This window comes from Nocardioides sp. zg-1228 (genome assembly GCF_017086465.1).
In the GTDB taxonomy this organism is placed as follows: Bacteria; Actinomycetota; Actinomycetes; order Propionibacteriales; family Nocardioidaceae; genus Nocardioides.
In genome coordinates, this window is the sequence record NZ_CP070961.1 from 2,045,417 (window position 1) to 2,067,174 (window position 21,758).

Here is a 21,758-nt window from a genome sequence, read left to right on the forward strand (position 1 = left end):
CTAGGTTCGTGCCATGAGTGCGCCCGGGCTCGACCCGACCTTCAGCGAGCTGCCCCACCGCCGCCTCGGCGACGTGGCCCTGGCCCGGGCCGCCGAGCTCGGCGCCAGCCACGCCGACTTCCGGTTCGAGCGCAACCGCTACCAGTACCTCGGGGCCCGCGACGGCGTGCTCCAGACGGCCAGCGACGCCGAGGACGTCGGCTTCGCGGTCCGCGTCGTCCACGACGGGGCCTGGGGCTTCGCGTCCGGGGTGGTGCTGACCGACGACGAGGCGCGCCGCGTCGCGGAGACCGCCGTGACGGTGGCCAAGGTCGCCGCCGCGATGACCACGACCCCGGTCGAGCTCGCCCCCGAGCCGGTGCACGACGACGTCACCTGGGTCTCCGGCTACGACCTCAACCCGCTCGAGGTGCCCACGCGGGACAAGGGAGCGCTGCTGGTCGACTGGACCGAGCGGCTGCGCGCCGGGGCGGCCGTCGCGCACGCGACCGCCTTCCTGCAGCAGGTCCAGGAGAACAAGTACTACGCCGACCTGTCCGGCACCCGCACCACCCAGCAGCGGGTGCGCCTCCAGCCGGGCTTCGAGGCGACCGGCGAGGACGCGCAGACCGGGATCTTCGACTCGATGGCCTCCATCGCCCCACCGGTCGGCCGCGGCTGGGAATACCTCACCGGCGGCCACTGGGACTGGGACGCCGAGCTCGCCGAGGTGCCCGAGCTGCTCGCGGAGAAGCTCACGGCACCCACCGTCGAGGCCGGCACCTACGACCTGGTCGTCGACCCGTCCAACCTGTGGCTCACGATCCACGAGTCGATCGGCCACGCCACCGAGCTCGACCGCGCGCTCGGCTACGAGGCCAACTACGCCGGCACCTCGTTCGCGACCTACGACAAGCTCGGCACCCTGCGCTACGGCTCGCCCGTCATGAACGTGCGCGGCGACCGCACCCAGGAGCACGGCCTGGCCACCGTCGGCTACGACGACGAGGGCGTGGAGACCCAGGCCTGGGACATCGTCCGCGACGGCGTCCTGGTGGGCTACCAGCTGGACCGCTCGATGGGCCACCTCAAGCCCGAGCTCAACGGCGGCCGCTCCAACGGCTGCGCCTACGCCGACTCCCCCGGCCACATCCCGATCCAGCGGATGGCCAACGTGTCCCTGATGCCGGGCACCGACGATCTCGGCACCGACGACCTCGTCTCCCGCGTGGAGCGGGGCATCTACGTGGTCGGCGACAAGTCGTGGTCGATCGACATGCAACGCTTCAACTTCCAGTTCACCGGCCAGCGGTTCTACAAGATCACCGACGGCCGGCTCGACGGCATGCTCCGCGACGTCGCCTACCAGGCGACGACCACCGACTTCTGGGGCTCGATGGAGGCCGTCGGCGGTCCCGACACCTGGGTCCTCGGCGGCGCCTTCAACTGCGGCAAGGCCCAGCCCGGCCAGGTCGCGGCGGTCAGCCACGGCTGTCCGAGCGCTCTCTTCCGCGGGGTCAACATCCTCAACACCATGGACGAGGCGGGCCACTGACCATGTGTTCTCTGTCGGCAGGCGCGGACGACCGAGACGCACCCACACGAGGCTGAGCGCTCGAGTGTAGTTCCACGTCACGTGGGTACAGCCGTACCAGGCGGAACACGTCCAGCGCGCGTTGGGGCTCTGCCAGGTCCACGGGGTCGAGAAGACGGCCCCGTGGACCGATACCGTGGTTCGCGTGGACCAACAAGACCTTGGAGTGAGAGGCTGGGGGCGTGGGTGAGGAATCGATCTCGGACCGCATGGCGGCCGCTGCCCGAGAGATGCAGGACCAAGGTGACCCCGCGGCCACTGTGAAGAGCGCCGTCGAACTGCTGGTGCGGAATGTGGAGGGATGTCACTCCGCGAGCATCTCGCTCGTGTACGGCAAGCAGCGGGTGGAGACTCCGGCTGCCAGTGACGAGGTAGCAGCGGTGGGCGACCGGCTGCAAGCCGAGCTCGGCGAAGGACCTGCCCTCGACACGCTGTGGCACGTGGACACGGTCTACGTTCCCGACCTTGCTGCCGACGGTCGTTGGCGCAGGTGGGGAGCGGCGCTTCACGAGGCGACGGGAGCGCGCAGCGTCTTGACCTTCCGCTTGTTCACGATCAAGGACATCGTCGGCGCTCTGAGCATGTACTCGACCGAGGCCGACGCGTTCAGCGCTGAGGACAAGTCCGAGGGCATGGCTCTCGCGGCGCACATCGCCCTCGCCGTACTGGCCGCGCAAAGGCTGGACCAGTACGAGGCGGCCTTGGACTCCCGCACCCTGATCGGTCAGGCGTGCGGTGTGGTGATGGAGCGCTACGACGTCGATGCGGATCGCGCGATGGCCCTGCTGACCCGGCTCTCCTCGACGCACAACGTCAAGCTGCGCCAGGTCGCCATCGAGCTGATCAACACCCGCCGTCTTCCGTCACCCTCGTCCTAGCCGATCTGGAACTCCCCCATCCCTCCAGCAGACCTGGTCCGTTCCGTGAGTTCCATCGCAGGTCTCACCGACCGTGGCACGACACCGGTCGACGGGACGTCACCCACCACTCGAACGACGAAGCGGTGCCCCTATGCTGCGAAGACTCCTCGACCACGACCCCTGGAACGAGTCATGCAGCTAGCGATGTTGGGCGCCGGACCCGTCGAACCGATGCCACGCCGGGCGAGACGATCCCCCGCCACGAGGACGACGGACCCCGTGGGGCCTCTCGTGCGTGACACCTGGGTGGTCGGCGGGGCCTTCGGCTGCGGCAAGGCCCAGCCCGGGCAGGTCGCGGCGGTCAGCCACGGCTGCCCCACCGCACTGTTCCGCGGCGTCACCATCCTCAACACCCTCGACGAGGCGGGCCACTGATGACGTCCCCTGCTCTGCACCCCTCCCTGCACACCCCGCAGCAGCTGGTCGAGCACGCGCTCGCCACCTCGACCGCCGACGACTGCGTCGCGATCGTCCGCGACGTGACCAGCGCCAACCTGCGCTGGGCCAACAACACGCTCACCACCAACGGTGTGATGACCGAGGTGTCGGTGACGGTCGTCAGCTTCGCCGCCGTCAGCGGGGGCGTGGCGACCGGGTCGGTCTCGGGCAGTGCCTCGACGCCCGAGCAGGTCACGGCGCTCGTGCAGGCCGCCGACGCGGCCGCCCGCGCCGGCTCCCCCGCCGAGGACGTGGCCGAGCTCGTCGCCGACGCCACGTCCCCCGACTGGGACACCGAGCCGGAGACCACCGACATCGGCGTCTACCGCCAGTTCGCGCCGTCGCTGGGCGAGGCGTTCGCCCAGGCGGGCGCCGAGCAGCGGCTGCTCTACGGCTTCGTCAACCACGACGTCGCCACCACCTACCTCGGCTCGACCCGCGGCCTGCGACTGCGCCACGTGCAGCCCACCGGGCACTACGCCTGCACCGGCAAGGACGCCTCGCTCACCCGCAGCGCCTGGACCGGGGGCGCCACCCGCGACTTCCGCGACGTCGACGCGGCCGCCATGGCCGCCACCGTCGCCCAGCGGCTCGCGTGGGCCGAGCGCCGCATCGACCTGCCCGCCGGGCGCTACGACACGATCCTGCCGCCGTCGTCGGTCGCCGACCTGATGATCGACGCCTACTGGGGCGCCGGCGCGCGGGTGGCCCACGAGGGCGAGTCGGTCTACAGCCGCCGCGGCGGTGGCACCCGCATCGGCGACAAGGTCGCCGCCCCCGGCGTGAGCCTGTTCTCCGACCCCGCCCACCCCGGGCTCGAGTGCGCGCCCTTCGTGATCGCCGGGGCGTCCGACAACACCGACTCGGTGTTCGACAACGGCCTCTCCCTCGAGCGCACCGACTGGATCCGCGACGGGCTGCTCACCGGGCTGCTGCAGACCCGGCACTCCGCCGGCATGACCGGGCAGCCGGTCACGCCGATGATCGACAACCTGGTGCTCGAGGTCGGCGACGGCGCGGGGACGATCGAGGACATGGTCTCCGGCGTGCAGCGCGGCCTGCTGCTGACCTGCCTGTGGTACATCCGCGAGGTCGACCCGCAGACGATGCTGCTCACCGGCCTGACCCGCGACGGCGTCTACGTCGTCGAGGACGGCGAGATCGTGGGTGCGGCCAACAACTTCCGCTGGAACGAGAGCCCCGTCGACCTGCTCAACCGGTTCACCGCGGCCACCGCCACCGTGCCGAGCTTCAGCCGCGAGTGGGGCGACGACTACTTCTCGCGCACCGCCACCCCGGCCCTGCGGATCCCCGACTTCAACATGTCGAGCGTGTCGCAGGGCGTCTGAGCCGCCTCAGCGCATCCGCTGCACCCGCTGGCGGTGCTGCGAGCTGTTGTCACCGTCGATGTCGGAGTCGCGGGTGCGCGAGATGTGGTCGATCTTCTCCTCGTCGCCCTGCACCGGCTGCGCCGTGATGAGGGTGTCGCGCTCGTAGGCGTGCGACTTGTCGGTGTTGCGGTAGTAGCGGTAGAGCGCCCAGTAGGTCGCGACCGCCCCCGCCGGCCCCGCGGCGAGGATCCACAGCGGCGACGAGTCGCCGGACATGACGACGTCGAGCAGCCACGTGCTCATGACATCGCCACCAGCAGCGCGCCGGCGGCGCCCTCGAGGACCGTGCCGACGGTGAGCGCCGCGGCGATCAGTCGCCACTGCGACACCGGCACGCTTCCCATGGTCTCGCCGGTGCGCCCGTTGACCGCGATGTAGTGGAGCACCTTGGTGTTCTCCTGGTAGTAGGAGTAGAGCCAGACCGGCAGGTACATCGAGATCCACCGTGACCCGCCGACGTCCACCTTCTCCTGCTCCCACCGCACCCCGCGGTCGAACTTCGACAGCGAGTCGTGCACCTGGGCGCGGCCGATGGAGAGCAGCTGGTCCTCCAGGACCGGGCGGAGGTCGTCCACGTCGAGGTCGCGCTTCTCGCTGGTGTAGCCGACGAGATAGCTGGCGTTCCACCTCACGGCGTTCTTGGTGTCGAACGGCAGGATCGTGTTGATGATGTTGTTGGTCGTGGAGGAGTCCGAGCTCGCCCGCGCGGCAGCGCCCTCGACGGTGAGGTCGTCGACGGTGAACGACACCGACCGCCGCACGCGGTAGACGTCGGCGGCGTAGTAGGTGACGTCGTTGTCGCCGCTCTTCTCGGTCCACCGCCGTGTCTGCACCTCGCCCTCTCCGACGTAGGCCGTGTCGGCGCGTGCGTCGATGACCAGGTAGGGCAGGTAGACACCGAGGACGTTCTCGGGCACGAACTCGGCCTTGAACCGCGGGTGCGCGAACAGGCGCCGCTTGCCGGCGAACTCGCGGATCCTCTCGACGGCCTCGGCGTGCGTCAGCCGGAACGGCAGCACCGCGTCGGGCACGGCCCCGTTGGGGGTCTGCTGGTTGACGTTGAGCGTGTGCCGGCACCAGTGGCAGCGGGCGTTCATCGTGTGCGCGGTGTCGACGACGACCTCGGCGCCGCAGCCGCCGCACTTCAACGTCACCTGCGCCGCGGCGTCGGCGGCGATGTGCCCGGCGCCGCCGGCGATGACGGTGCCCTCGAGCTCGTCGATGCCCTCGCCGAGGCCGAGCGCCTCCTCGACCCGCGACTCCTCCCACTGGTGGCGGCAGAACAGGCACACGAGCATGCCAGTCGACGCCCGCAGCTGCACGTCGGTCGAGCCGCACTTGGGGCAGCGGTTGATCCCGTCGGCGAGCGAGTCGTTGACGGTCTGGATGTCCGGTCCCGGCTCCGGGTCGGCACGTGCCGCGGCCAGCTCCTCCTCGAGCGGCAGCGGCGGTCCGTCGAACACCGGGGCGTCGGGGTCCCGCGGCGGTGGGGCGTCCTGCGTCATCTCACGTCCCGTCTCAGAGTCCGAGCGCCTTGGCCTTCGCCGCGTCGTAGTCCTCCTGGGTGATCAGGCCGGCGTCGAGCATCTGCTTGGCCCTCGTGAGCATCGCGACCGGGTCCTCGGCGGCGGGAGCCGCTGGAGCATCGGCAGGAGTGGGTGCGGCGGGCGCCTGCTCGGTGGGCTGCTGCAGGCCGCCCAGGCCCATCCCCCCGGCTGCCATGCCCATCCCGATGACGCCCCCGGGACCGGCGTTCTCACCGGCGGCCTCGATGCCCGCAGCGACGGACGCCTGGAGGTTGGCGTTGCCGCGCGCACCGGAGAGGGCGTCGGCCCGCTGGACGTTGGCGAGCAGCTCGCGGGTGGTGGCGTCGTACTCGATGGAGATGATCGCCGTCTTGACGATCTCGAGCCCGCGGTCGGTGCGCCAGCGGTAGTTGTCCTCGACGGCGGCCGACAGCGACTGCGCGAAGCCGACGGAGTCCTGCTGGAGCCGGGCGATCCGGTTGCCCTTCGCCGGATCGTTGGTGTACATCGAGAAGGCGGGGGCGAGCGAGCCGACGACCTCGTTGAAGAGCTGCTCGCCCGCGGGGTTGTCGAGGTCGGTGAAGTCGAAGACGGCGCGACCCTCGATCACCCCCGCCGGGACGAAGTTGCGGATGAAGGTCAGCGGGTCGGTGATCTTGAGGGTGTAGGTGCCGCGGGTGACGGCACCGACCTGGGTGTTGAGGAAGGCGTCGTCCCAGTAGATCTCGGACTGGGTGCCGAACTTGTTGTTGGGAAGCTCCTTGAGCGCGACGAACAGCGCCGTCTGCTGCGCGCCGGGACGACCGCCGAACTTGAAGCGCTCCCAGCTCTGCTTGACGATCGACTCGACGAGCCCGCCGCCGGAGAAGACCGACTGCGACGAGGGCTCCCCGGAGTCCCAGATGTAGCCGCCCGGCTGGGCGGCGAACCCGGTGAACGCGCCGTCCTCCATCAGCACCAGGCCGTAGCCCTCCGGGACGACGATCTTCGACCCGTCGGTGATGATGCCGTCGGACGCACCGGGGTTGGCGCCGCGTCCGGCGTTCTGGTCCTTGCGGACCGCCGGGAACACCGCCGCGGTCGCGGAGATCCCCTCGGGGACGCCGAAGAAGTCGAGCCACTGGTCCGCGAGCGTGCCGCCGATGGCGCCGCTCACCGCCTGGAAGAGTCCCATGCCCATGCCTCCGATGCCTGCAGTGCGGGCGGATCCGCCCGGCGGACACAGTATCGGCCCGGCGCCCCGGAGGCAGGCGATCAGCCGTGCGGCGCGTCCTTGCGCGGGACGTCGGGGCCGGGCCGGGTCAGGCCGGTCAGGGTCGTCGCGGGTGGCCGCCCGGGATCTCCACGTCGGGGTCGTAGGGCGTGCGCGTGTAGACGAACGTCGCGCACTCCAGGTGGTGGATCGTCCCGTCGGGTCGGCGCACGAGCACCAGCTGCTCGCCGCGGTGGTAGCCGAGCACGCCGATGAGCACGCCGTGGACGAGCTCGAACCGGTCGGTGACGACGTTGCCGCGGGCCATCGCCCGCAGCTCGAGCCCGTCGTTGTGCCACCGCACGTCGTAGGCCGTGTTGCCCCAGAACCACAGCCCGGGCACACCTGACACGTCGTCGGGCACCACCACGGTGGGACGCCACGGCGCCGGGCGGGTGTCGTCGGCGTCCGGGTCGCCCTCGATGAGCGCGACGGCGAGCTCGCGCGGGTCGATGCCCGTGGTCGCGTTGGCCAGGACCGCGGCACCGATGCCGCTGCCCGGGTCGACGTGCAGCGCCGCCAGGAAGCCCGGCATCGAGCCGTTGTGGCCGACCAGGCGTCCGCCGGGATGGACGCCCAGCATCAGGCCCAGTCCGTAGTCGGGGGTCACCGGCCGCTGCATCTCCGTCAGCGATGACGCCGACAGCAGGTCGGGCCGCGCACCGCCCAGCACCTGTCCCCACGTGACGAGGTCGGCCAGCGTCGACCACAGCTGCCCGGCGGGGGCCATCGCGCCGGTGTCGGTCAGCGGCTCGTGCACCCGGATGCCGGTGAAGTGGTCGACGCTCCAGCCCGGCTGGGCGCCGGGGCGGGGCAGGTAGGACGTGGCACGCAGGCCCAGCGGCCGCAGCAGGCGATCCGTGACGAGCTCGCGCCAGGTCGCGCCGAAGCGGCGGGCCACGACCTCGCCCAGCAGGGCGAAGCCGAGGTTGGAGTAGTGGAACCAGGCGCCGGCGGGCGCCACCCGGCCGCTGCCGTCGTTGGCGGCCACGAGCGCCGCGAAGTCGCCGCCACGGGTGCGCTCCCACCACGGTCCGCGCGGCTCGCTCTGCATCCCCGAGCTGTGGGCCAGCGCCTCGCGCAGGGTCACCTCGCCGTAGCCGACGTCGCCGAGGTGGTCGGCGAGCGGGTCGTCGAGGTCGAGCAGGCCGGCGTCGCGGGCCTGGACGACGAGCACGGCGGTCATCGTCTTGGTGATCGACCCGATCCGGTACTGCCCGTCGAGGCCGGGGGCCTGGCCGGCGCCGCCCGCCCACACCGCGCCGTAGCGGTCGAAGACCGCGCCGACCACGGACGTCAGCCGGCCCTCGGCCTGCGCGACGTCGAGCAGTCGCTGACGCTGGTCGCTCACGACACGACCCTAGGCCAGGTGGCCGCCGGCGGTCGGGGAACCCGCGCCCAGGCGTCGGCCCCGGCCGTCACTCCCAGCCGTCACTCCCAGCCGTCGGTCCCAGCCGTCGGTCCCAGCTGTCAGTCCTGGGCGAACGCCTCCGGAGGGGGGCACGCGCAGACCAGGTTGCGGTCGCCGTAGGCCTGGTCGATGCGCGCGACCGGCGGCCAGTACTTGTCGGAGTCGATCCCTCCCGGGAACACCGCGACCTCGCGCGAGTAGGGGCGGTCCCAGTCGCCGACGAGCGCGCGGGCCGTGTGGGGCGCGTGGCGCAGCGGCGAGTCCTCGGGGCTCCACTCCCCCGCCTCCACCTGGGCGATCTCGGCGCGGATCGCGATCATGGCGTCGCAGAACCGGTCGATCTCGGCGAGGTCCTCGGACTCGGTGGGCTCGACCATCAGCGTGCCGGCCACCGGGAACGACATCGTCGGGGCGTGGAAGCCGTGGTCGACCAGCCGCTTCGCGACGTCGTCGACGCTCACGCCGCTCGCCTTGGTGATGCCGCGGAGGTCGAGGATGCACTCGTGGGCGACCAGGTCGCCGTGGCCGCGGTAGAGGACCGGGAAGTGCTCCTCCAAGCGGTGGGCGATGTAGTTGGCCGACAGCACGGCGACCGCGGTCGCCCGGGTGAGCCCCAGCGCTCCCATCATCCGGATGTAGGCCCACGTGATCGGCAGGATCCCGGCGGAGCCGTAGGGCGCGGCGCTGATCGGCCCGATGCCCTGCCGCTTCTCCGGCTCGGGGTGCGAGCCGTGGGAGGGGAGGTAGGGCGCGAGGTGGGCGCGGACGGCGACCGGACCGACCCCGGGGCCTCCGCCGCCGTGCGGGATGCAGAAGGTCTTGTGCAGGTTGAGGTGGGAGACGTCGCCGCCGAACTCCCCCGGTCGCGCCCAGCCGAGCAGCGCGTTGAGGTTGGCTCCGTCGACGTAGACCTGCCCACCGTGGTCGTGCACGATCTTGCACAGGTCGGTGATGGTGTCCTCGTAGGCCCCGTGGGTGGAGGGGTAGGTCACCATGATCGCGGCGAGGGTCTCGGCGTGCTGGGCGCACTTGGCGAGCAGGTCGTCGAGGTCCACCGACCCGTCGTCGGAGGCCTTGACGACCACGACCTTCATCCCGGCCATCACCGCCGACGCGGCGTTGGTGCCGTGCGCCGACGACGGGATCAGGCACACGTTGCGCCCGGCGTCGCCGTTGGCGAGGTGGTAGCCACGGATCGCCAGCAGCCCGGCGAGCTCGCCCTGCGAGCCGGCGTTGGGCTGGACGGAGACCTTGTCGTAGCCGGTGACCTCGGCGAGCCAGCGCTCCAGGTCGTCGACGAGCTCGCGGTAGCCGGCGGCGTCCTCGGCGGGGGCGAAGGGGTGCAGGTCGGCGAAGCCCGGCAGGCTCACCGGCTCCATCTCGGTGGTGGCGTTGAGCTTCATCGTGCACGAGCCGAGGGGGATCATGCCTCGGTCGAGGGCGTAGTCACGCGAGGAGAGCCTGTGCAGGTAGCGGAGCATCTGCGTCTCGCTGTGGTGGGAGTTGAAGACCTCGTGGGTGAGGAGGTCGGTGGTGCGCGCCAGGTCCTCGGGCAGCCCGGACGCGTCGTCGTCGGCGGGCGCGACGCCGAACGCGCGCAGCACGGCGGCGACGGTGGACGGGCTGGTGCGCTCCGAGGTGGACACTCCGACGTGGTCGGCGTCGATCGGGCGCAGGTGGAGACCGAGCTGGCGGGCGGCGGTGACGACCTCGTCGGCCCGGCCGGGCACCGCCACGGTGAGCGTGTCGAACCAGGTGTCGTTGACGATCTCCACTCCCCCGGCACGGAGGGCCGCGGCGATGCCGTTGGCCTGCTCGTGGGTGCGTCGTGCGATCCGGCGCAGCCCCTCCGGGCCGTGGTAGACCGCGTACATCGACGCGACGACGGCGAGGAGCACCTGCGCGGTGCAGATGTTGGAGGTCGCCTTGTCACGACGGATGTGCTGCTCGCGGGTCTGGAGCGCGAGGCGGTAGGCCGGGCGGCCCTCGGCGTCGACGGAGACCCCGACGAGGCGCCCGGGCAGGTGCCGCTCGAGGCCCGACGCGACCGACATGAACCCGGCGTGCGGACCGCCGTAGAACAGGGGCACGCCGAAGCGCTGGGACGAGCCCACCACGACGTCCGCGCCGAGCGTTCCCGGCGCCTCGAGCAGGACCAGGGCAAGCAGGTCGGCGGCCACCACGGCCAGCCCGCCGCGCTCGTGGACGGCCTCGATGACCGGACGCGGGTCGCGCACGGCCCCGGACGCGCCGGGGTACTGCACCAGCGCCCCACACACGTCACCGTCGGGGAGGCCGTCGGCAAGGTCGGCGACGACCACCTCGATGCCCATGCCCGCGGCGCGGGTGCGCACCACGTCGATCGTCTGGGGCAAGGCGTCGGCGTCGACGACGAACGGGCCGGTCGCGGTGCGCTTGGCCCGGCGCACGAGGGTCATCGCCTCCGCGGCGGCGGTGCCCTCGTCGAGCAGGGACGCGTTGGCCGTCGGCAGGCCGGTCAGGTCGGCCACGACCGTCTGGAAGTTGAGCAGCGCCTCGAGCCGGCCCTGGGAGATCTCGGGCTGGTAGGGCGTGTAAGCGGTGTACCAGGACGGGTCCTCGAGGACGTTGCGCCGGATCACCGGCGGCGTGATCGTCGCGTGGTAGCCCAGGCCGATCATCGCCTCGGCGGGTCGGTTGTGCGACGCCAGCGTGCGCAGGGCCCGGGCCGTCGCCTCCTCATCGAGCGGGGCGGGGAGGTCGAGGGCGGCGGCCGAGCGGATGCCGCCCGGCACGGCGGCCGTCATCAGCGACTCGAGCGACTCGTGGCCGATCGTCTCGAGCATGTGCGCGATCGCTGCCTCGTCGGGGCCGATGTGCCGGGCGACGAACTCGCCGAGGCCGTCGCCGGGGTTGTCGGCCGGGCTGGCGGTGGAGGTCGAGGTGGCGTCGGGCACGGGGGCTCCCTGAGGTCGCGTCGCTGGGACCTCCCCCTCTGTCGGTCGGACGACCTCCAGAGTGCCAGCCCAGTGCGGTCCGGGTGCCTGAGAGGTTCCGGGGAGGAATTGCCCCTTCGGCGCGCGACGCTCGGTCGGCGAGACCGGGCGCCGCGACTCTCCCGCATGGGATGTCGGCGCTGCCGAGTCTAGCGGGAACGCAGGAGAAATGACCGAGGCGCGAAATGACCGAGGCCGCCCGGTGTGCCCGGGCGGCCTGGTCGGAGGGTGTGGGCCGGTGCTCGTACGGAGAGTGCCGGTGGAGGGTGCGGTCAGCCGGTCTGGCGGGCTGCGCGGCGTGCGGCGAGCTCGTCGCCGGTGACGGAGGCGCCCGGCTGCTCGGCGGTGCGCTCGGAGGGCAGCTCGGCGAGCGTCCCCTCGATCTCGCGCCACACGCCGCCGATCGCGATGCCGAAGACGCCCTGGCCGCCCTGGAGCAGGTCGATGACCTCGTCGTTGCTGGTGCACTCGTAGACCGAGGCCCCGTCGCTCATGAGGGTCACGCGGGTCAGGTCGTCGGTGCCGCGCTCGCGCAGGTGCGCCGTGGCGGTGCGGATCTGCTGGAGCGAGATGCCGGCGTCGAGCAGGCGCTTGACGACCTTGAGGATCAGGATGTCGCGGAAGGAGTAGAGGCGCTGGGAGCCCGAGCCGGCGGCGCCGCGGACGCTGGGCTCGACGAGGCCGGTGCGGGCCCAGTAGTCGAGCTGGCGGTAGGTGATGCCGGCGGCGTTGCAGGCCGTGGGACCGCGGTAGCCGGTGTCGCTGGGCAGCGGCGACACGTCGTCGTCGAAGAGCAGCCCCTGCTCCTGCGCCTTGTCGGCGGCCTCGGCCTCGGCCTTGAGGCGGGCTGCGTCGGCGCCCTGCTCGTTCTCGTTGCTAGCCACAGTGACCCTCCAGGTCAGTTCCTCCGCTGAGCGGTAACTCCTGGGGGAAGGGCCCGCCCGGCGGCCGACACGCGGCAACCACAACGGTGGAGTTACAACAGAGACAGTTCACCGTAGGCCCCGGAATCCGGGTTGTCCATCCACGCCGCGGCGTGTCGCCAACCCTCGACCTTCACTTGAGGGTGAGGGTTGAGCGGCGCCACGCCGCGGTCACTCGGACTCGAAGTCGTCGGGTGAGACGTGGTCGAGGAACTCGCGGAACCGCTCCACCTCGTCCTCCTGCTCGGCCGGGACCGCGAGTCCCGCCTCGTCGAGCACGGCCTCCGCGCACACGATGCGGGAGCCGGTGCGCAGGGCCAGCGCGATCGAGTCGGACGGCCGCGCCCCGACCTCAGCGCCGCCGTCGAAGACGAGCTGGGCGAAGAAGATGCCGTCCTGCATGTCGACGATGCGGACCTCGTCGAGCCGCTGGCCGGTCGCCTCGAGCATGTCGCGCATCAGATCGTGGGTCAGCGGACGCGGCGGCGTGACGCCCTGCTGGGCGAAGGCGATGGCGGTGGCCTCGACCGCCCCGATCCAGATCGGCAGGTAGCGCTCCCCCGTCGCCTCGCGCAGCAGCACGATGGGCTGGTTGGAGGGCATCTCGACGCGGACTCCCACGACGTCCATTTCGCGCATGGCCCCACCCTACCCACGCGCCCTGATGCCTGCGCGCGGGCTCCTGGCCCGGGTCACCCCCGGTCGAGACCGACCTTCACCAGCGTCGCGTGCAGTCGCACCGACAGCGCGGCGATCTCGGAGGTGGCGTCCTCGGCGCGGCCACGGGCGGCGGCGTCGCGGCCCCGCGCGAGGGGGGCCACCACCTGCTGGACGAGACCGACCTCGCGGTCGGCAGCGTTCTTGAACGCGCGCAGGTGGCGCGGCTCGAAGCCGTAGTCGGCGAGCTCGCGGGCGGTCTGCGCGACCACGAGGGCGTCGCTGTCGAAGTGGCCGGTGCCGCTGCGCGCGCTCACCAGGCCGTACTGCTCGAGCTCGGAGAGCAGCTCCTCGGAGATCTCCGCGACCTTGAGCAGCTCGCGCCGCGACAGGCGCAGGTCACTGCTGCGGCGGAACGACTCGGGGCTGGGAAGTCCGTCGGCGCTCAGCGCGACCTTGGGGACGGTGGGCACGACCGACTCGATCGCCGGCGGCTCGAGCCCACGGTCGATCGCGTCGAGGTGGTCGCCGATGACCTTGAGCGGGAGGTAGTGGTCGCGCTGCATCGTCAAGATGTAGCGCAGCCTCGACACGTCGTCGCCGGAGAACTTGCGGTAGCCGGCCGCGGTGCGCTCGGGCTTGACGAGTCCCTGGTCCTCCAGGAAGCGGATCTTCGGGATCGTCACCCCGGGGAAGTCGGCTCGCAGCTGGTCGAGGACCTGCCCGATGTTGTAGCGGGCGCCGCGACCCGCCCCCGGGGCCGTCGAGGCACTCACGGATCAGCTGTCCGGGTGGGAGGAGAAGAACACGAGGCGATACTTGCCGATCTGCACCTCGTCGCCGTCGTGGAGCTCGAGGGAGTCGATCCGGTCGCGGTTGACGTAGGTGCCGTTGAGGCTGCCCACGTCGCTGACCGTGTAGCCGCCCCCGGAGCGGCGGAACTCCGCGTGGCGACGCGAGACGGTCACGTCGTCGAGGAAGATCTCGCTGTCGGGGTGCCGCCCGGCGCCGACCACGTCGGTGTCGAGGAGGAACCTGCTGCCGGCGCTGGGGCCGCGCTGCACGACGAGGAGCGCGTGACCGGCGGGAAGCGCGTCGACCGCGGCGGCGTCGACGGGGCTGAGCTGGCGGTCGGAGGACTCGCGCTGGTCCGGGACCCCGAAGGTGATGGTCGCAGTGGTCTCGACCGGGCTGGGACCCGGCTCCTCCCCAGCGAGCAGCTTGGTGCCGCACTGGGCACAGAAGCGGGCATCGTCAGGGTTCTGCTTGCCACAGGCGGTGCAGAACGGCATGGAAAGCTCCTCGACGTATCGACGCTGAACCCTCAGCCGAGGGTTGAGGTTGATGGTTTCCCCGAACCTACCAGCCCGGCGCTGGTCACCGCGGCCGGTCCGGGAGACCCACCGGGGCCGGCGGGCGTCGGCTCAGCCGTCGAGCCCGGACTGGTAGGCGGCCGCGTCCATCAGCCCGTCGAGCTGCGAGTCGTCGGCCACCGTGACCTCGAAGAGCCAGCCCGCCTCGTAGGGGTCGCTGTTGACGAGCTCGGGGGTGGAGTCGAGGGCCGCGTTGGTGGCCACGACCTCGCCGGTCACCGGGGCGTAGATGTCGCTGACCGACTTGGTGGACTCCAGCTCACCGCAGGTCTCCCCCGCCGCCACCTGGTCGCCGACCTGGGGCAGCGAGACGTAGACGATGTCGCCGAGCGCGTCCTGGGCGAAGTCGGTGATGCCGACCCGGACCGAGCCGTCGGCCTCGCCCGGGGTGCGGACCCACTCGTGCTCGCTGGTGTACTTCAGGTTCTCCGGATACACGATGGCTCCTCGCGGGGTCGGGCTGGTGTGGCGTGGGTCGCTCGGCAGGCTACTGGCCGGTGCCGAACTCCGCATACTCAGGCCGGGTCGCGGGGCGGACGCTGGCGATCTCGATCGTCTCGTCCTCCGCCACCTCCACCGACGCGCCGTCGTAGGTCTCCAGCGTCTCGATGGGGCCGGTCGAGAACGTCAGCGCAGTGCGCAGGACGTGGGGGTCGCCGATCACGTCGATGACGTAGGGCGGCTCGAGGAGCTCGCCGTCGAGCTCGATGCCGCCGACGGCGTTCTCGAACGAGCTGTCGGCGCCGAGCCGCACGGAGTCGTTGAACTCGATCGCCTCCGCGCCCGCGGTGCGCAGCTCCTGCACGGTGTCGAGCAGGGACCCGACGTTGACCCGGCTGTCGGACTCGGTGATCGTCACCCGAAGGCCCGGGCCGGCGACCGGCACCAGCCCGGCGATGATGTTGAGCGTGCGCACGCGCTGCTCGGCCTCGGCGAGGGCGGCGGACCGGGCCTGGTTCTCGTCGGTGAGCTCGTCGCGCCTGGCCTCCAGTCGGTCGACCTCGCGACGGGCCCGCTCGGCGGTGCCCGTCAGGCCGTCGAGCACCTCGATGAGCTCACCCTCGCGCAACCCCTCGTAGGTGTCGTTGGCCGCCGTGTCGCGCACCTGGACGACGAACGCGAAGCCGAGGACGGCCAGCAGCACGGCGACGACCCCCTGGCGCCGCGACGGCCGCGTCAGCGCCACCCGCATCCGCGCGCGCCCGGTCGTGGTCCCGGTCGTGGTCCCGGGCTCCGGCTGCGCCTCGGTCCCGGTCTCGGGCGTCGGGTCGTCGCGGTCGGGTCGCTGCTCAGGCATGGAACACGTGCCTGCGGATGGCCGCGACGTTGGCGAAGATGCGGATGCCGAGGACGACGATGACGCCGGTGCTGAGCTGCGAGCCCACGCCGAGCTGGTCGCCGAGGTAGACGATGGCCGCCGCGACCACCACGTTGCTCACGAAGGAGACGACGAAGACCTTGTCGTCGAAGATGCCGTCGAGGTGGGCGCGCAGACCGCCGAAGACGGCGTCGAGGGCCGCGACCACGGCGATGGGCAGGTAGTTCTGCAGGCTGAGCGGCACGTCGGGCGCGAACACGAGGCCGGCGACGATGCCCAGGAGCAGGCCAAGGGCGGCGATCACGGCGAGCTCCCCCCTCCTTCAGGTGCGCCGTCGGGGTCGGCGCTGAGCTCGATCACATCACGAAGCGCGCGTTCGGGCGCAGCCGGCAGGCTGACGTCGTCGACGTTCTGGGCCTCGTAGACGAAGCCGAGACCGTTGACCAGGCCGAACCACTGCTGGCCCTGGGAGGTCTCCACGAGCCGGGCCTGCAGCGTGCGCGGGTCGCCGATCACCGACACGACGTAGGGCGCGTTGACGGGGCGGCCGTTGACGTGGACGGCGCGGTTGGTGTTGCGGATGGCCCCCAGGGCGTTGAGCCGCTGGTCGTTGATGGCGATGGCCTCGGCCCCCGCCTGGAACAGCCCGTCCACGAGCGTGGCGAGGTCCTCGTCGCGGATCTCGCTGTCGACGTCGGCGCCGGGGGCGTTGTCGACCGTGATGCGCACGCCGGGGCCGTGGGCGGCGGAGAAGCCGGTGAGGAGCTCGGCGCGCCGCACGCGGGGGGCGATCTCGTCGAGCTGGCCCCGGATCTTGGTGCTGCTGCTCGCGACGGCTGCGTTGGAGCGGGTCAGCCGGCCGACCTCGGCCTGGAGGTTGCGGACCTGGTCGCCCCGGACGTCGATCTGCTCGATGAGCGCGGCGCGGCCCATCTCGTTGGCCGGCGCCTCCCGGGCGGTCTGCACCGCGACCACCGCCGTCATCGCCCCGAGGGCGGCCACCGCCAGCACGCTCGACCAGTGCGGGCGCGCCACCTTCGGGCGTACGTCGCCGGCCGCGGCCCGCTGCTGGGCGACGTGGGCGTAGTCCTCGTCCATCGAGCGGGCGGTGACCAGCGCGAGCAGCGGGGTGGTGACGTGCTCGGGCAGCCCGCTCGCACCGTCCGCGACCGGCGCGGGAGCGGGTCGCGCCTCAGCCATGGTCGCCTGCCGGTGACGGGTGGCGTGGCGTCTCGCGCAGCAGCGTGCGCACCTGCCAGGCGTAGAGCACCCCGGCCCACCAGTAGAGCCCGATCCCCCACCACGCGAAGGCCCACCCGAAGTTGCGCGCGAGAGTGGCGACGATGCCGTCGCCGTCGCCGAGCAGCAGCAGCGGGAAGGCGTAGAGCAGGTTGAACGTGGCGGCCTTGCCGAGGAAGTGCACCGGGAGCGCCGAGAAGCCCCGGGTGCGCAGGATCGGGACGAGGCCCCAGAGGAGGAGGTCGCGCAGCGGCAGGGCGATGGCCACCCACCACGGGATGATGTCGCGCATGTACAGCCCGACCACGACCGCGAGGATGTAGAGCCGATCGGCCACCGGGTCGAGGATCTCGCCGAGCACCGAGTACTGGTCGAGCCGGCGCGCCAGCCAACCGTCGAGGAAGTCGGTCAAACCGGCCACCATCAGCACGACGAGCGCGATCGCGTCGGCCTCGGGCCCGAGCACCAGCCACAGGAACAGGGGCACGCCGGCCAGCCGCACCACGCTGATGACGTTGGGCACGGTCCAGACGCGAGTAGCTCCCTCGGACACGATCAGACCCTACCGAGCACTCAGCGAGCCTCGACGGCCGACACGTCGTGGTGGGCGGCGTCGCGGATCTCGCCGACGAGCTCCTCGAGGACGTCCTCGAGCGTGACCACGCCGATGACCGTGCCGTCACGCTCGACGACCCGGGCCATGTGGGCCCCCTTCACCTGCAGGCTCTCCAGGGCGTCGTGGAGCAGGTCGTGGGGGTGGACGGAGGCGAAGGGCCGGATCCACTTGTCCTCGATGACGCGCGAGCGCTTGTCGTCCTCGGACTCGAGGGCGTCCTTGATGTGGAGGTAGCCGAGGAGGGTGCCGTCGTCGGCGGCCACCGGGAACCGGCTGAAGCCGGTGGCGGCGCAGACCGCCTCGACGTCGGCCACGGTGGAGCCCGGCGCCACGGTGGCGAGCGTGTCGGTCGTCATCACGATCGAGGCGACCGACTTCTCGGTGAAGCCGAGCGCACCCGCGAGACGGTCGTACTCGTCGGCCTCGATCAGGCCCTCGCCGCGCGACTCCTCGACCAGCGCGGCGACCTCCTCGCGCGTGAAGCTGGAGTGGACCTCGTCCTTGGGCTCGATGCGCAGCAGTCGCAGCACCCCGTTGGCGACCATGTTCATGCCGCCGATGACCGGGCGCAGCACCGTGACGATCACCATCATCGGCGGGCTCAGCACCAGGGCGGCTCGGTCGGCCCCGGCGAGGGCGATGTTCTTGGGCACCATCTCGCCGAGCACGACGTGCAGGTAGACCACGATCGACATCGCCACCACGAACGACACCGGGTGGAGCAGGTCCTCGGGCAGCCGGGCCGCGTGGAACAGCGGCTCGAGCAGGTGGGCGACTGCGGGCTCGCCGATGGCGCCGAGGCCGAGCGAGCAGACGGTGATGCCGAGCTGGGCGCCGGCCATCACCAGCGAGACGTTCTCCATGGCGCGCAGCGTGGTGCGAGCTGCGCGCGAGCCCTCCTGGGCCCGCGGCTCGATCTGGCTGCGGCGCGCGGCCAGCAGCGCGAACTCGGCGCCGACGAAGAAGGCGTTGAGGGCGAGCAGCACGACGGCCAGGCCCACCCCGAAGAGGTCACTGTTCATGGTCGGACTCCCCCACCAGGACCAGGTCGAGCCGGTCGATGCGCAAGCCGTCCATCCTCTGCACGGTCAGGGTCACCAGTCGCTCACGCACCTCGTTGGGATCGCTGCGGTCGGGCACCGGCACCTCGATCCGGTCGCCGGGCTCGGGGATCTTGCCGAGCTCACGCATCACCAGTCCGGCCACGGTGTCGTAGTCCTCGTGGTCGGGCAGCTCGATGTCGGTGACGTCCTCGACCTCGTCGGGGCGCAGCAGCCCGGAGAGGGTCCAGCTGCCGTCGCGGCGCTGCCGGATGCGGGCGCCCAGGCGGTCGTGCTCGTCGGAGATGTCGCCGACGATCTCCTCGACGACGTCCTCGAGCGTCACGATGCCCGCGTGACCGCCGTACTCGTCGAGCACGACGGCCATCTGGAAGCCGTCCTGGCGCAGCAGCGCCAGCAGCGGGTCGAGCCGGAGGCTGTCGGGCACGACGACGGGCTTGACCATCACGTGCTTGATGCGCGTGGTGGCACGCTCGTGGACCGGCACCGCCACCGCGTGCTTGACGTGCACGGTGCCGACGACAGCGTCCTCCGCGTCGAGCACGGGGAAGCGGGAGTGGCCGGTCTGGCGGGCCAGGTCGATGACCGTCGACACGCGGTCGCCGTCCTCGACCGTCGTCGTACGCACGCGCGGCGTCATGATCTCGCCGGCGGTGCGGGTGCCGAACTCGACGGAGCGCTCCACCAGCTCGGCGGTGTCGGCGTCGAGGGTGCCCTGGTCGGCGGAGCGCTGGACGAGCGAGGACAGCTCCTGGGAGCTCCGCGCGGAGCGGAGCTCCTCCTGCGGCTCGATGCCGAGTCGGCGCACGATCGCGTTGGCCGAGCCGTTGAGTGCGCGGATCGGCCCGCGGCTGAGTGCGGTGAAGCCGCGCATGAAGCCCTGGGTGGCGCGCGCGGTCTCGAGCGGCCGGGCGATGGCGATGTTCTTGGGCACCATCTCGCCGAAGATCATCGTGATCACCGTGCCGAGCGCCAGGCCGAGCGCGATGGACAGCGGGCTGACCGCGCCGTCGGGCACGCCCAGCGCGGCCAGCGGCTCGTCGACGAGGTCGGAGATGGCCGGCTCGGCCAGGAAGCCGATGGCGAGGTTGGTCACGGTGATGCCGACCTGGGCGCCGGAGAGCTGCGTCGACAGCGAGCGGAGCGCCAGCTGGACCCCTCGGGCGCCCTCGTCACCCGACGCGGCCGCGCGCTCGACGCCGGGGCGGTCGACGGTGACGAGGGAGAACTCGGCGGCCACGAAGAGGCCGCAGGCAGCCACGAGGGCCAATGACACCAGCAGGAGCAGGAGGGGGGTCACGACGCGCACCCGGTGGTGGTCGGTGCGGTCGTGCGGGGACTTTGACTCTCGTCCATGGCGGCTGCTGCGGGTTCCTTCGTCCGGGGTCGTGGTCGTGGCGCGCCCCGCAGAGGGGGCCGCCGACGCGCCCAAGGGTAACGGTCGGGACCTTCTCGGCCCCAGTCGTCGTGTCGCTTTTGGGGTGGCGGGTCCCCGCGGCCTAGGGTGGCGCCGACACAGGGGTGCGACAGGTGCCCTCCGGGTCTCGGCGAGGGGCACAATGCGAGCGTGGGCACAGTCTGTCTCGGCTGCCCTCCTCGTCGTCCTCATCGCCACCCTGGCCACGGTCAGCGCCACCGGCGACCCGGGTGACGCCAGCGGGCCCGACGCGGCGCGGATGGTGCAGGGCACCCAGGCCGCCGACGCCGGCCCCGCGCGCCCCAACCTGGTGTTCGTGCTCACCGACGACATGCGCGACGACGACCTCGACCACATGCCGATCACCCGCCGGCTCCTGGCCGACCAGGGCATGGAGTTCACCGACGCGATCTCCCCTCACCCGCTCTGCTGCCCGGCCCGCGCGCAGCTCGCCACGGGCCAGTACGCCCAGAACAACGGCGTGCAGCACAACCGGGGCGTCCACGGGGGGTTCCAGGCCCTCGATCCCACCCGGGAGGCGAGCGCATGGTTCCGCGACGAGGGCTACCGCACGGCGTTCGTCGGCAAGTTCCTCAACGGCTACGGCCCCCGTGACGTCCGGCCCGCCGGCTGGTCGCGCTGGGACGCGCTGACCCGCGGCACCTACGACTACGTCGACTTCACGATGACCAACGACGGCGAGCCGCGTCACCACACCGACGCCTACGTCACCTCGGTCATCGAGGACCACGCCAACGAGGCGGTCCGCGACTTCGCCCGCAGCGGCGACCCGTTCGTCGTCTACGCCTGGCACATCGCGCCCCACTACCGGATCACGCCCGAGGGCGGACGCAGCCTGCCGCTCGCCGAGCCCCGCGACGAGCAGCTGTTCCTCGACGAGCGCCCCGCGTCCTTCGACGACCCCGCCTTCGACGAGGACGACGTCACCGACCAGCCCCGCTACCTCCGCAACCGCGCCCGGGTCTCGCGTCCCGACGTCGCGGCCGAGAACACCGCTCGTCTCCAGGCGCTGCAGTCGGTCGACCGGGCCGTCGGCTCGCTGGTCGAGACGCTGGCGACCGAGGGCGTCCTCGATGAGACCTACCTCGTGTTCGCCTCCGACAACGGCTACTCCCTCGGCGAGCACCGCTACCTCGGCAAGGACGTGCTCACCGACGAGGCCCTCCAGGTCCCGCTGCTGGTCCGGGGCCCGGGCATCGTGCCGGGGAGCACCTCGGCGCTGCCGGTCACGCTCGTCGACCTCCCGGCCACCTTCGCCGCCCTCGCCGGCGTCACCCCGCAGTGGCAGGTCGACGGCACGTCGCTCGCACCGACCCTGCGCGGGGAGGACCAGGCCTTCCGCGACACCACCCTGATCCAGACCGGCCGCACGCTCGGCGACGGCTGGTCGCACCGCGGGGTGCGCACGGAGCGCTACCTCTACGGCACCGACGGGACCGACGGCTTCCTCTACGACCGCCTGCTCGACCCCGACGAGCTGGTCAACCTCGTCGACGATCCGGCCTACGCCGGGGTGCGGGCGGTGCTGGAGCAGCGCCGCCGCGAGCTCACCGAGTGCGCGGGATGGACCTGCAACCAGCAGTTCGGCCCGGTGACCGAGCCGGTGACCGACCCGGTGACCGACCCCACCCAGGGGCCGTCGTGACG

Annotated in this window: 21 protein-coding genes and 1 riboswitch; of the genes, 5 read left to right on the top strand and 16 right to left on the bottom strand. The window is 71.9% G+C overall.

The genetic code is table 11. The annotated features are described in order from the left end of the window. Positions 1-13 precede the first annotated feature (13 nt). The 4 genes from JX575_RS09770 (at position 14) to JX575_RS09785 (ending at position 4,280) form a co-directional block, all read left to right on the top strand. Positions 14-1,534 carry a TldD/PmbA family protein gene (locus JX575_RS09770; protein ID WP_186342222.1) on the top strand — a complete coding sequence of 507 codons (1,521 nt, stop codon included), beginning with the start codon at positions 14-16 and terminating at the stop codon, positions 1,532-1,534. A 221-nt stretch (positions 1,535-1,755) separates the two neighbouring features. Then, positions 1,756-2,451, top strand: a complete 696-nt coding sequence (locus JX575_RS09775) for a GAF and ANTAR domain-containing protein (RefSeq protein WP_186342223.1) — start codon at positions 1,756-1,758, stop codon at positions 2,449-2,451. Between the two features lie 273 nt (positions 2,452-2,724). Beyond that, positions 2,725-2,868, top strand: coding sequence for a hypothetical protein (locus JX575_RS09780; RefSeq protein ID WP_186342338.1), 144 nt, complete (start codon positions 2,725-2,727; stop codon positions 2,866-2,868). Continuing rightward, on the top strand, positions 2,868-4,280 hold the full coding sequence (locus JX575_RS09785) for a metallopeptidase TldD-related protein (RefSeq protein ID WP_186342224.1): 1,413 nt from the start codon (positions 2,868-2,870) through the stop codon (positions 4,278-4,280). Before JX575_RS09780 ends, JX575_RS09785 begins: the two co-directional genes overlap by 1 nt. A gap of 6 nt (positions 4,281-4,286) precedes the next feature. On the opposite strand, the gene JX575_RS09790 is transcribed toward JX575_RS09785, so the two are convergent. From JX575_RS09790 to JX575_RS09865, 16 genes are all read right to left on the bottom strand, one after another. Continuing rightward, entirely contained in the window at positions 4,287-4,565 is a 279-nt protein-coding gene (locus JX575_RS09790; protein ID WP_206054356.1) for a hypothetical protein, read from the bottom strand. Beyond that, positions 4,562-5,827 carry a TFIIB-type zinc ribbon-containing protein gene (locus JX575_RS09795; RefSeq protein ID WP_186342225.1) on the bottom strand — a complete coding sequence of 422 codons (1,266 nt, stop codon included), beginning with the start codon at positions 5,825-5,827 and terminating at the stop codon, positions 4,562-4,564. The genes JX575_RS09790 and JX575_RS09795 overlap by 4 nt, the downstream gene beginning before the upstream one ends. A gap of 13 nt (positions 5,828-5,840) precedes the next feature. Next, entirely contained in the window at positions 5,841-7,022 is a 1,182-nt protein-coding gene (locus tag JX575_RS09800; RefSeq protein WP_186342226.1) for an SPFH domain-containing protein, read from the bottom strand. Positions 7,023-7,158: 136 nt separating this feature from the next. Beyond that, entirely contained in the window at positions 7,159-8,451 is a 1,293-nt protein-coding gene (locus JX575_RS09805) for a serine hydrolase domain-containing protein (RefSeq protein ID WP_186342227.1), read from the bottom strand. 119 nt (positions 8,452-8,570) lie between these two features. Continuing rightward, positions 8,571-11,366: an aminomethyl-transferring glycine dehydrogenase gene (gcvP, locus tag JX575_RS09810; protein ID WP_277395323.1), complete on the bottom strand. Its 2,796-nt coding sequence runs from the start codon at positions 11,364-11,366 to the stop codon at positions 8,571-8,573. 146 nt (positions 11,367-11,512) lie between these two features. Further along, positions 11,513-11,621: riboswitch (glycine riboswitch) on the bottom strand. Between the two features lie 137 nt (positions 11,622-11,758). Beyond that, on the bottom strand, positions 11,759-12,370 hold the full coding sequence (locus JX575_RS09815; RefSeq protein WP_186342229.1) for a MerR family transcriptional regulator: 612 nt from the start codon (positions 12,368-12,370) through the stop codon (positions 11,759-11,761). A gap of 210 nt (positions 12,371-12,580) precedes the next feature. Further along, entirely contained in the window at positions 12,581-13,048 is a 468-nt protein-coding gene (locus JX575_RS09820; RefSeq protein ID WP_186342230.1) for a bifunctional nuclease family protein, read from the bottom strand. Positions 13,049-13,101: 53 nt separating this feature from the next. Then, positions 13,102-13,842 (bottom strand): MerR family transcriptional regulator, encoded by a 741-nt coding sequence (locus JX575_RS09825; RefSeq protein WP_186342231.1) that lies wholly within the window; start codon positions 13,840-13,842, stop codon positions 13,102-13,104. Between the two features lie 3 nt (positions 13,843-13,845). Then, positions 13,846-14,358, bottom strand: a complete 513-nt coding sequence (locus JX575_RS09830; RefSeq protein WP_186342232.1) for an FHA domain-containing protein — start codon at positions 14,356-14,358, stop codon at positions 13,846-13,848. 132 nt (positions 14,359-14,490) lie between these two features. Beyond that, a complete protein-coding gene (gene gcvH / locus JX575_RS09835; RefSeq protein ID WP_241005094.1) occupies positions 14,491-14,877 on the bottom strand; it encodes a glycine cleavage system protein GcvH in 387 nt (128 codons plus the stop codon). Between the two features lie 49 nt (positions 14,878-14,926). After that, positions 14,927-15,736, bottom strand: coding sequence for a DUF881 domain-containing protein (locus JX575_RS09840; RefSeq protein ID WP_186342234.1), 810 nt, complete (start codon positions 15,734-15,736; stop codon positions 14,927-14,929). Then, entirely contained in the window at positions 15,729-16,061 is a 333-nt protein-coding gene (locus JX575_RS09845) for a DUF1290 domain-containing protein (protein WP_186342235.1), read from the bottom strand. The genes JX575_RS09840 and JX575_RS09845 overlap by 8 nt, the downstream gene beginning before the upstream one ends. Then, positions 16,058-16,957, bottom strand: coding sequence for a DUF881 domain-containing protein (locus JX575_RS09850; protein ID WP_186342236.1), 900 nt, complete (start codon positions 16,955-16,957; stop codon positions 16,058-16,060). Before JX575_RS09850 ends, JX575_RS09845 begins: the two co-directional genes overlap by 4 nt. Further along, the gene (locus JX575_RS09855; protein ID WP_241005095.1) at positions 16,950-17,549 is read right to left on the bottom strand and encodes a CDP-alcohol phosphatidyltransferase family protein; all 600 of its coding nucleotides are present in this window, start codon (positions 17,547-17,549) and stop codon (positions 16,950-16,952) included. Before JX575_RS09855 ends, JX575_RS09850 begins: the two co-directional genes overlap by 8 nt. Positions 17,550-17,569: 20 nt before the next feature. Then, positions 17,570-18,634, bottom strand: a complete 1,065-nt coding sequence (locus JX575_RS09860; protein ID WP_186342237.1) for a hemolysin family protein — start codon at positions 18,632-18,634, stop codon at positions 17,570-17,572. Then, complete coding sequence (locus tag JX575_RS09865) at positions 18,624-19,973, bottom strand: hemolysin family protein (protein ID WP_186342238.1); 1,350 nt, start codon at positions 19,971-19,973, stop codon at positions 18,624-18,626. The genes JX575_RS09860 and JX575_RS09865 overlap by 11 nt, the downstream gene beginning before the upstream one ends. Positions 19,974-20,232: 259 nt before the next feature. On the opposite strand from JX575_RS09865, the gene JX575_RS09870 reads away from it, so the two are divergent. After that, entirely contained in the window at positions 20,233-21,756 is a 1,524-nt protein-coding gene (locus JX575_RS09870; protein WP_186342239.1) for a sulfatase-like hydrolase/transferase, read from the top strand. Positions 21,757-21,758 lie beyond the last annotated feature (2 nt).

What these genes read in the sequence shown, in the direction of transcription:
- JX575_RS09770 (WP_186342222.1), top strand. Translation starts at nt 14, where the DNA reads ATGAGTGCGCCCGGGCTCGACCCGACCTTCAGCGAGCTGCCCCACCGC.
- JX575_RS09785 (WP_186342224.1), top strand. Translation starts at nt 2,868, where the DNA reads ATGACGTCCCCTGCTCTGCACCCCTCCCTGCACACCCCGCAGCAGCTG.
- JX575_RS09790 (WP_206054356.1), bottom strand. Translation starts at nt 4,565, where the DNA reads ATGAGCACGTGGCTGCTCGACGTCGTCATGTCCGGCGACTCGTCGCCG.
- JX575_RS09795 (WP_186342225.1), bottom strand. Translation starts at nt 5,827, where the DNA reads ATGACGCAGGACGCCCCACCGCCGCGGGACCCCGACGCCCCGGTGTTC.
- JX575_RS09800 (WP_186342226.1), bottom strand. Translation starts at nt 7,022, where the DNA reads ATGGGACTCTTCCAGGCGGTGAGCGGCGCCATCGGCGGCACGCTCGCG.
- JX575_RS09820 (WP_186342230.1), bottom strand. Translation starts at nt 13,048, where the DNA reads ATGCGCGAAATGGACGTCGTGGGAGTCCGCGTCGAGATGCCCTCCAAC.
- JX575_RS09830 (WP_186342232.1), bottom strand. Translation starts at nt 14,358, where the DNA reads ATGCCGTTCTGCACCGCCTGTGGCAAGCAGAACCCTGACGATGCCCGC.
- JX575_RS09840 (WP_186342234.1), bottom strand. Translation starts at nt 15,736, where the DNA reads ATGCCTGAGCAGCGACCCGACCGCGACGACCCGACGCCCGAGACCGGG.
- JX575_RS09850 (WP_186342236.1), bottom strand. Translation starts at nt 16,957, where the DNA reads ATGGCTGAGGCGCGACCCGCTCCCGCGCCGGTCGCGGACGGTGCGAGC.
- JX575_RS09860 (WP_186342237.1), bottom strand. Translation starts at nt 18,634, where the DNA reads ATGAACAGTGACCTCTTCGGGGTGGGCCTGGCCGTCGTGCTGCTCGCC.
- JX575_RS09870 (WP_186342239.1), top strand. Translation starts at nt 20,233, where the DNA reads ATGCGAGCGTGGGCACAGTCTGTCTCGGCTGCCCTCCTCGTCGTCCTC.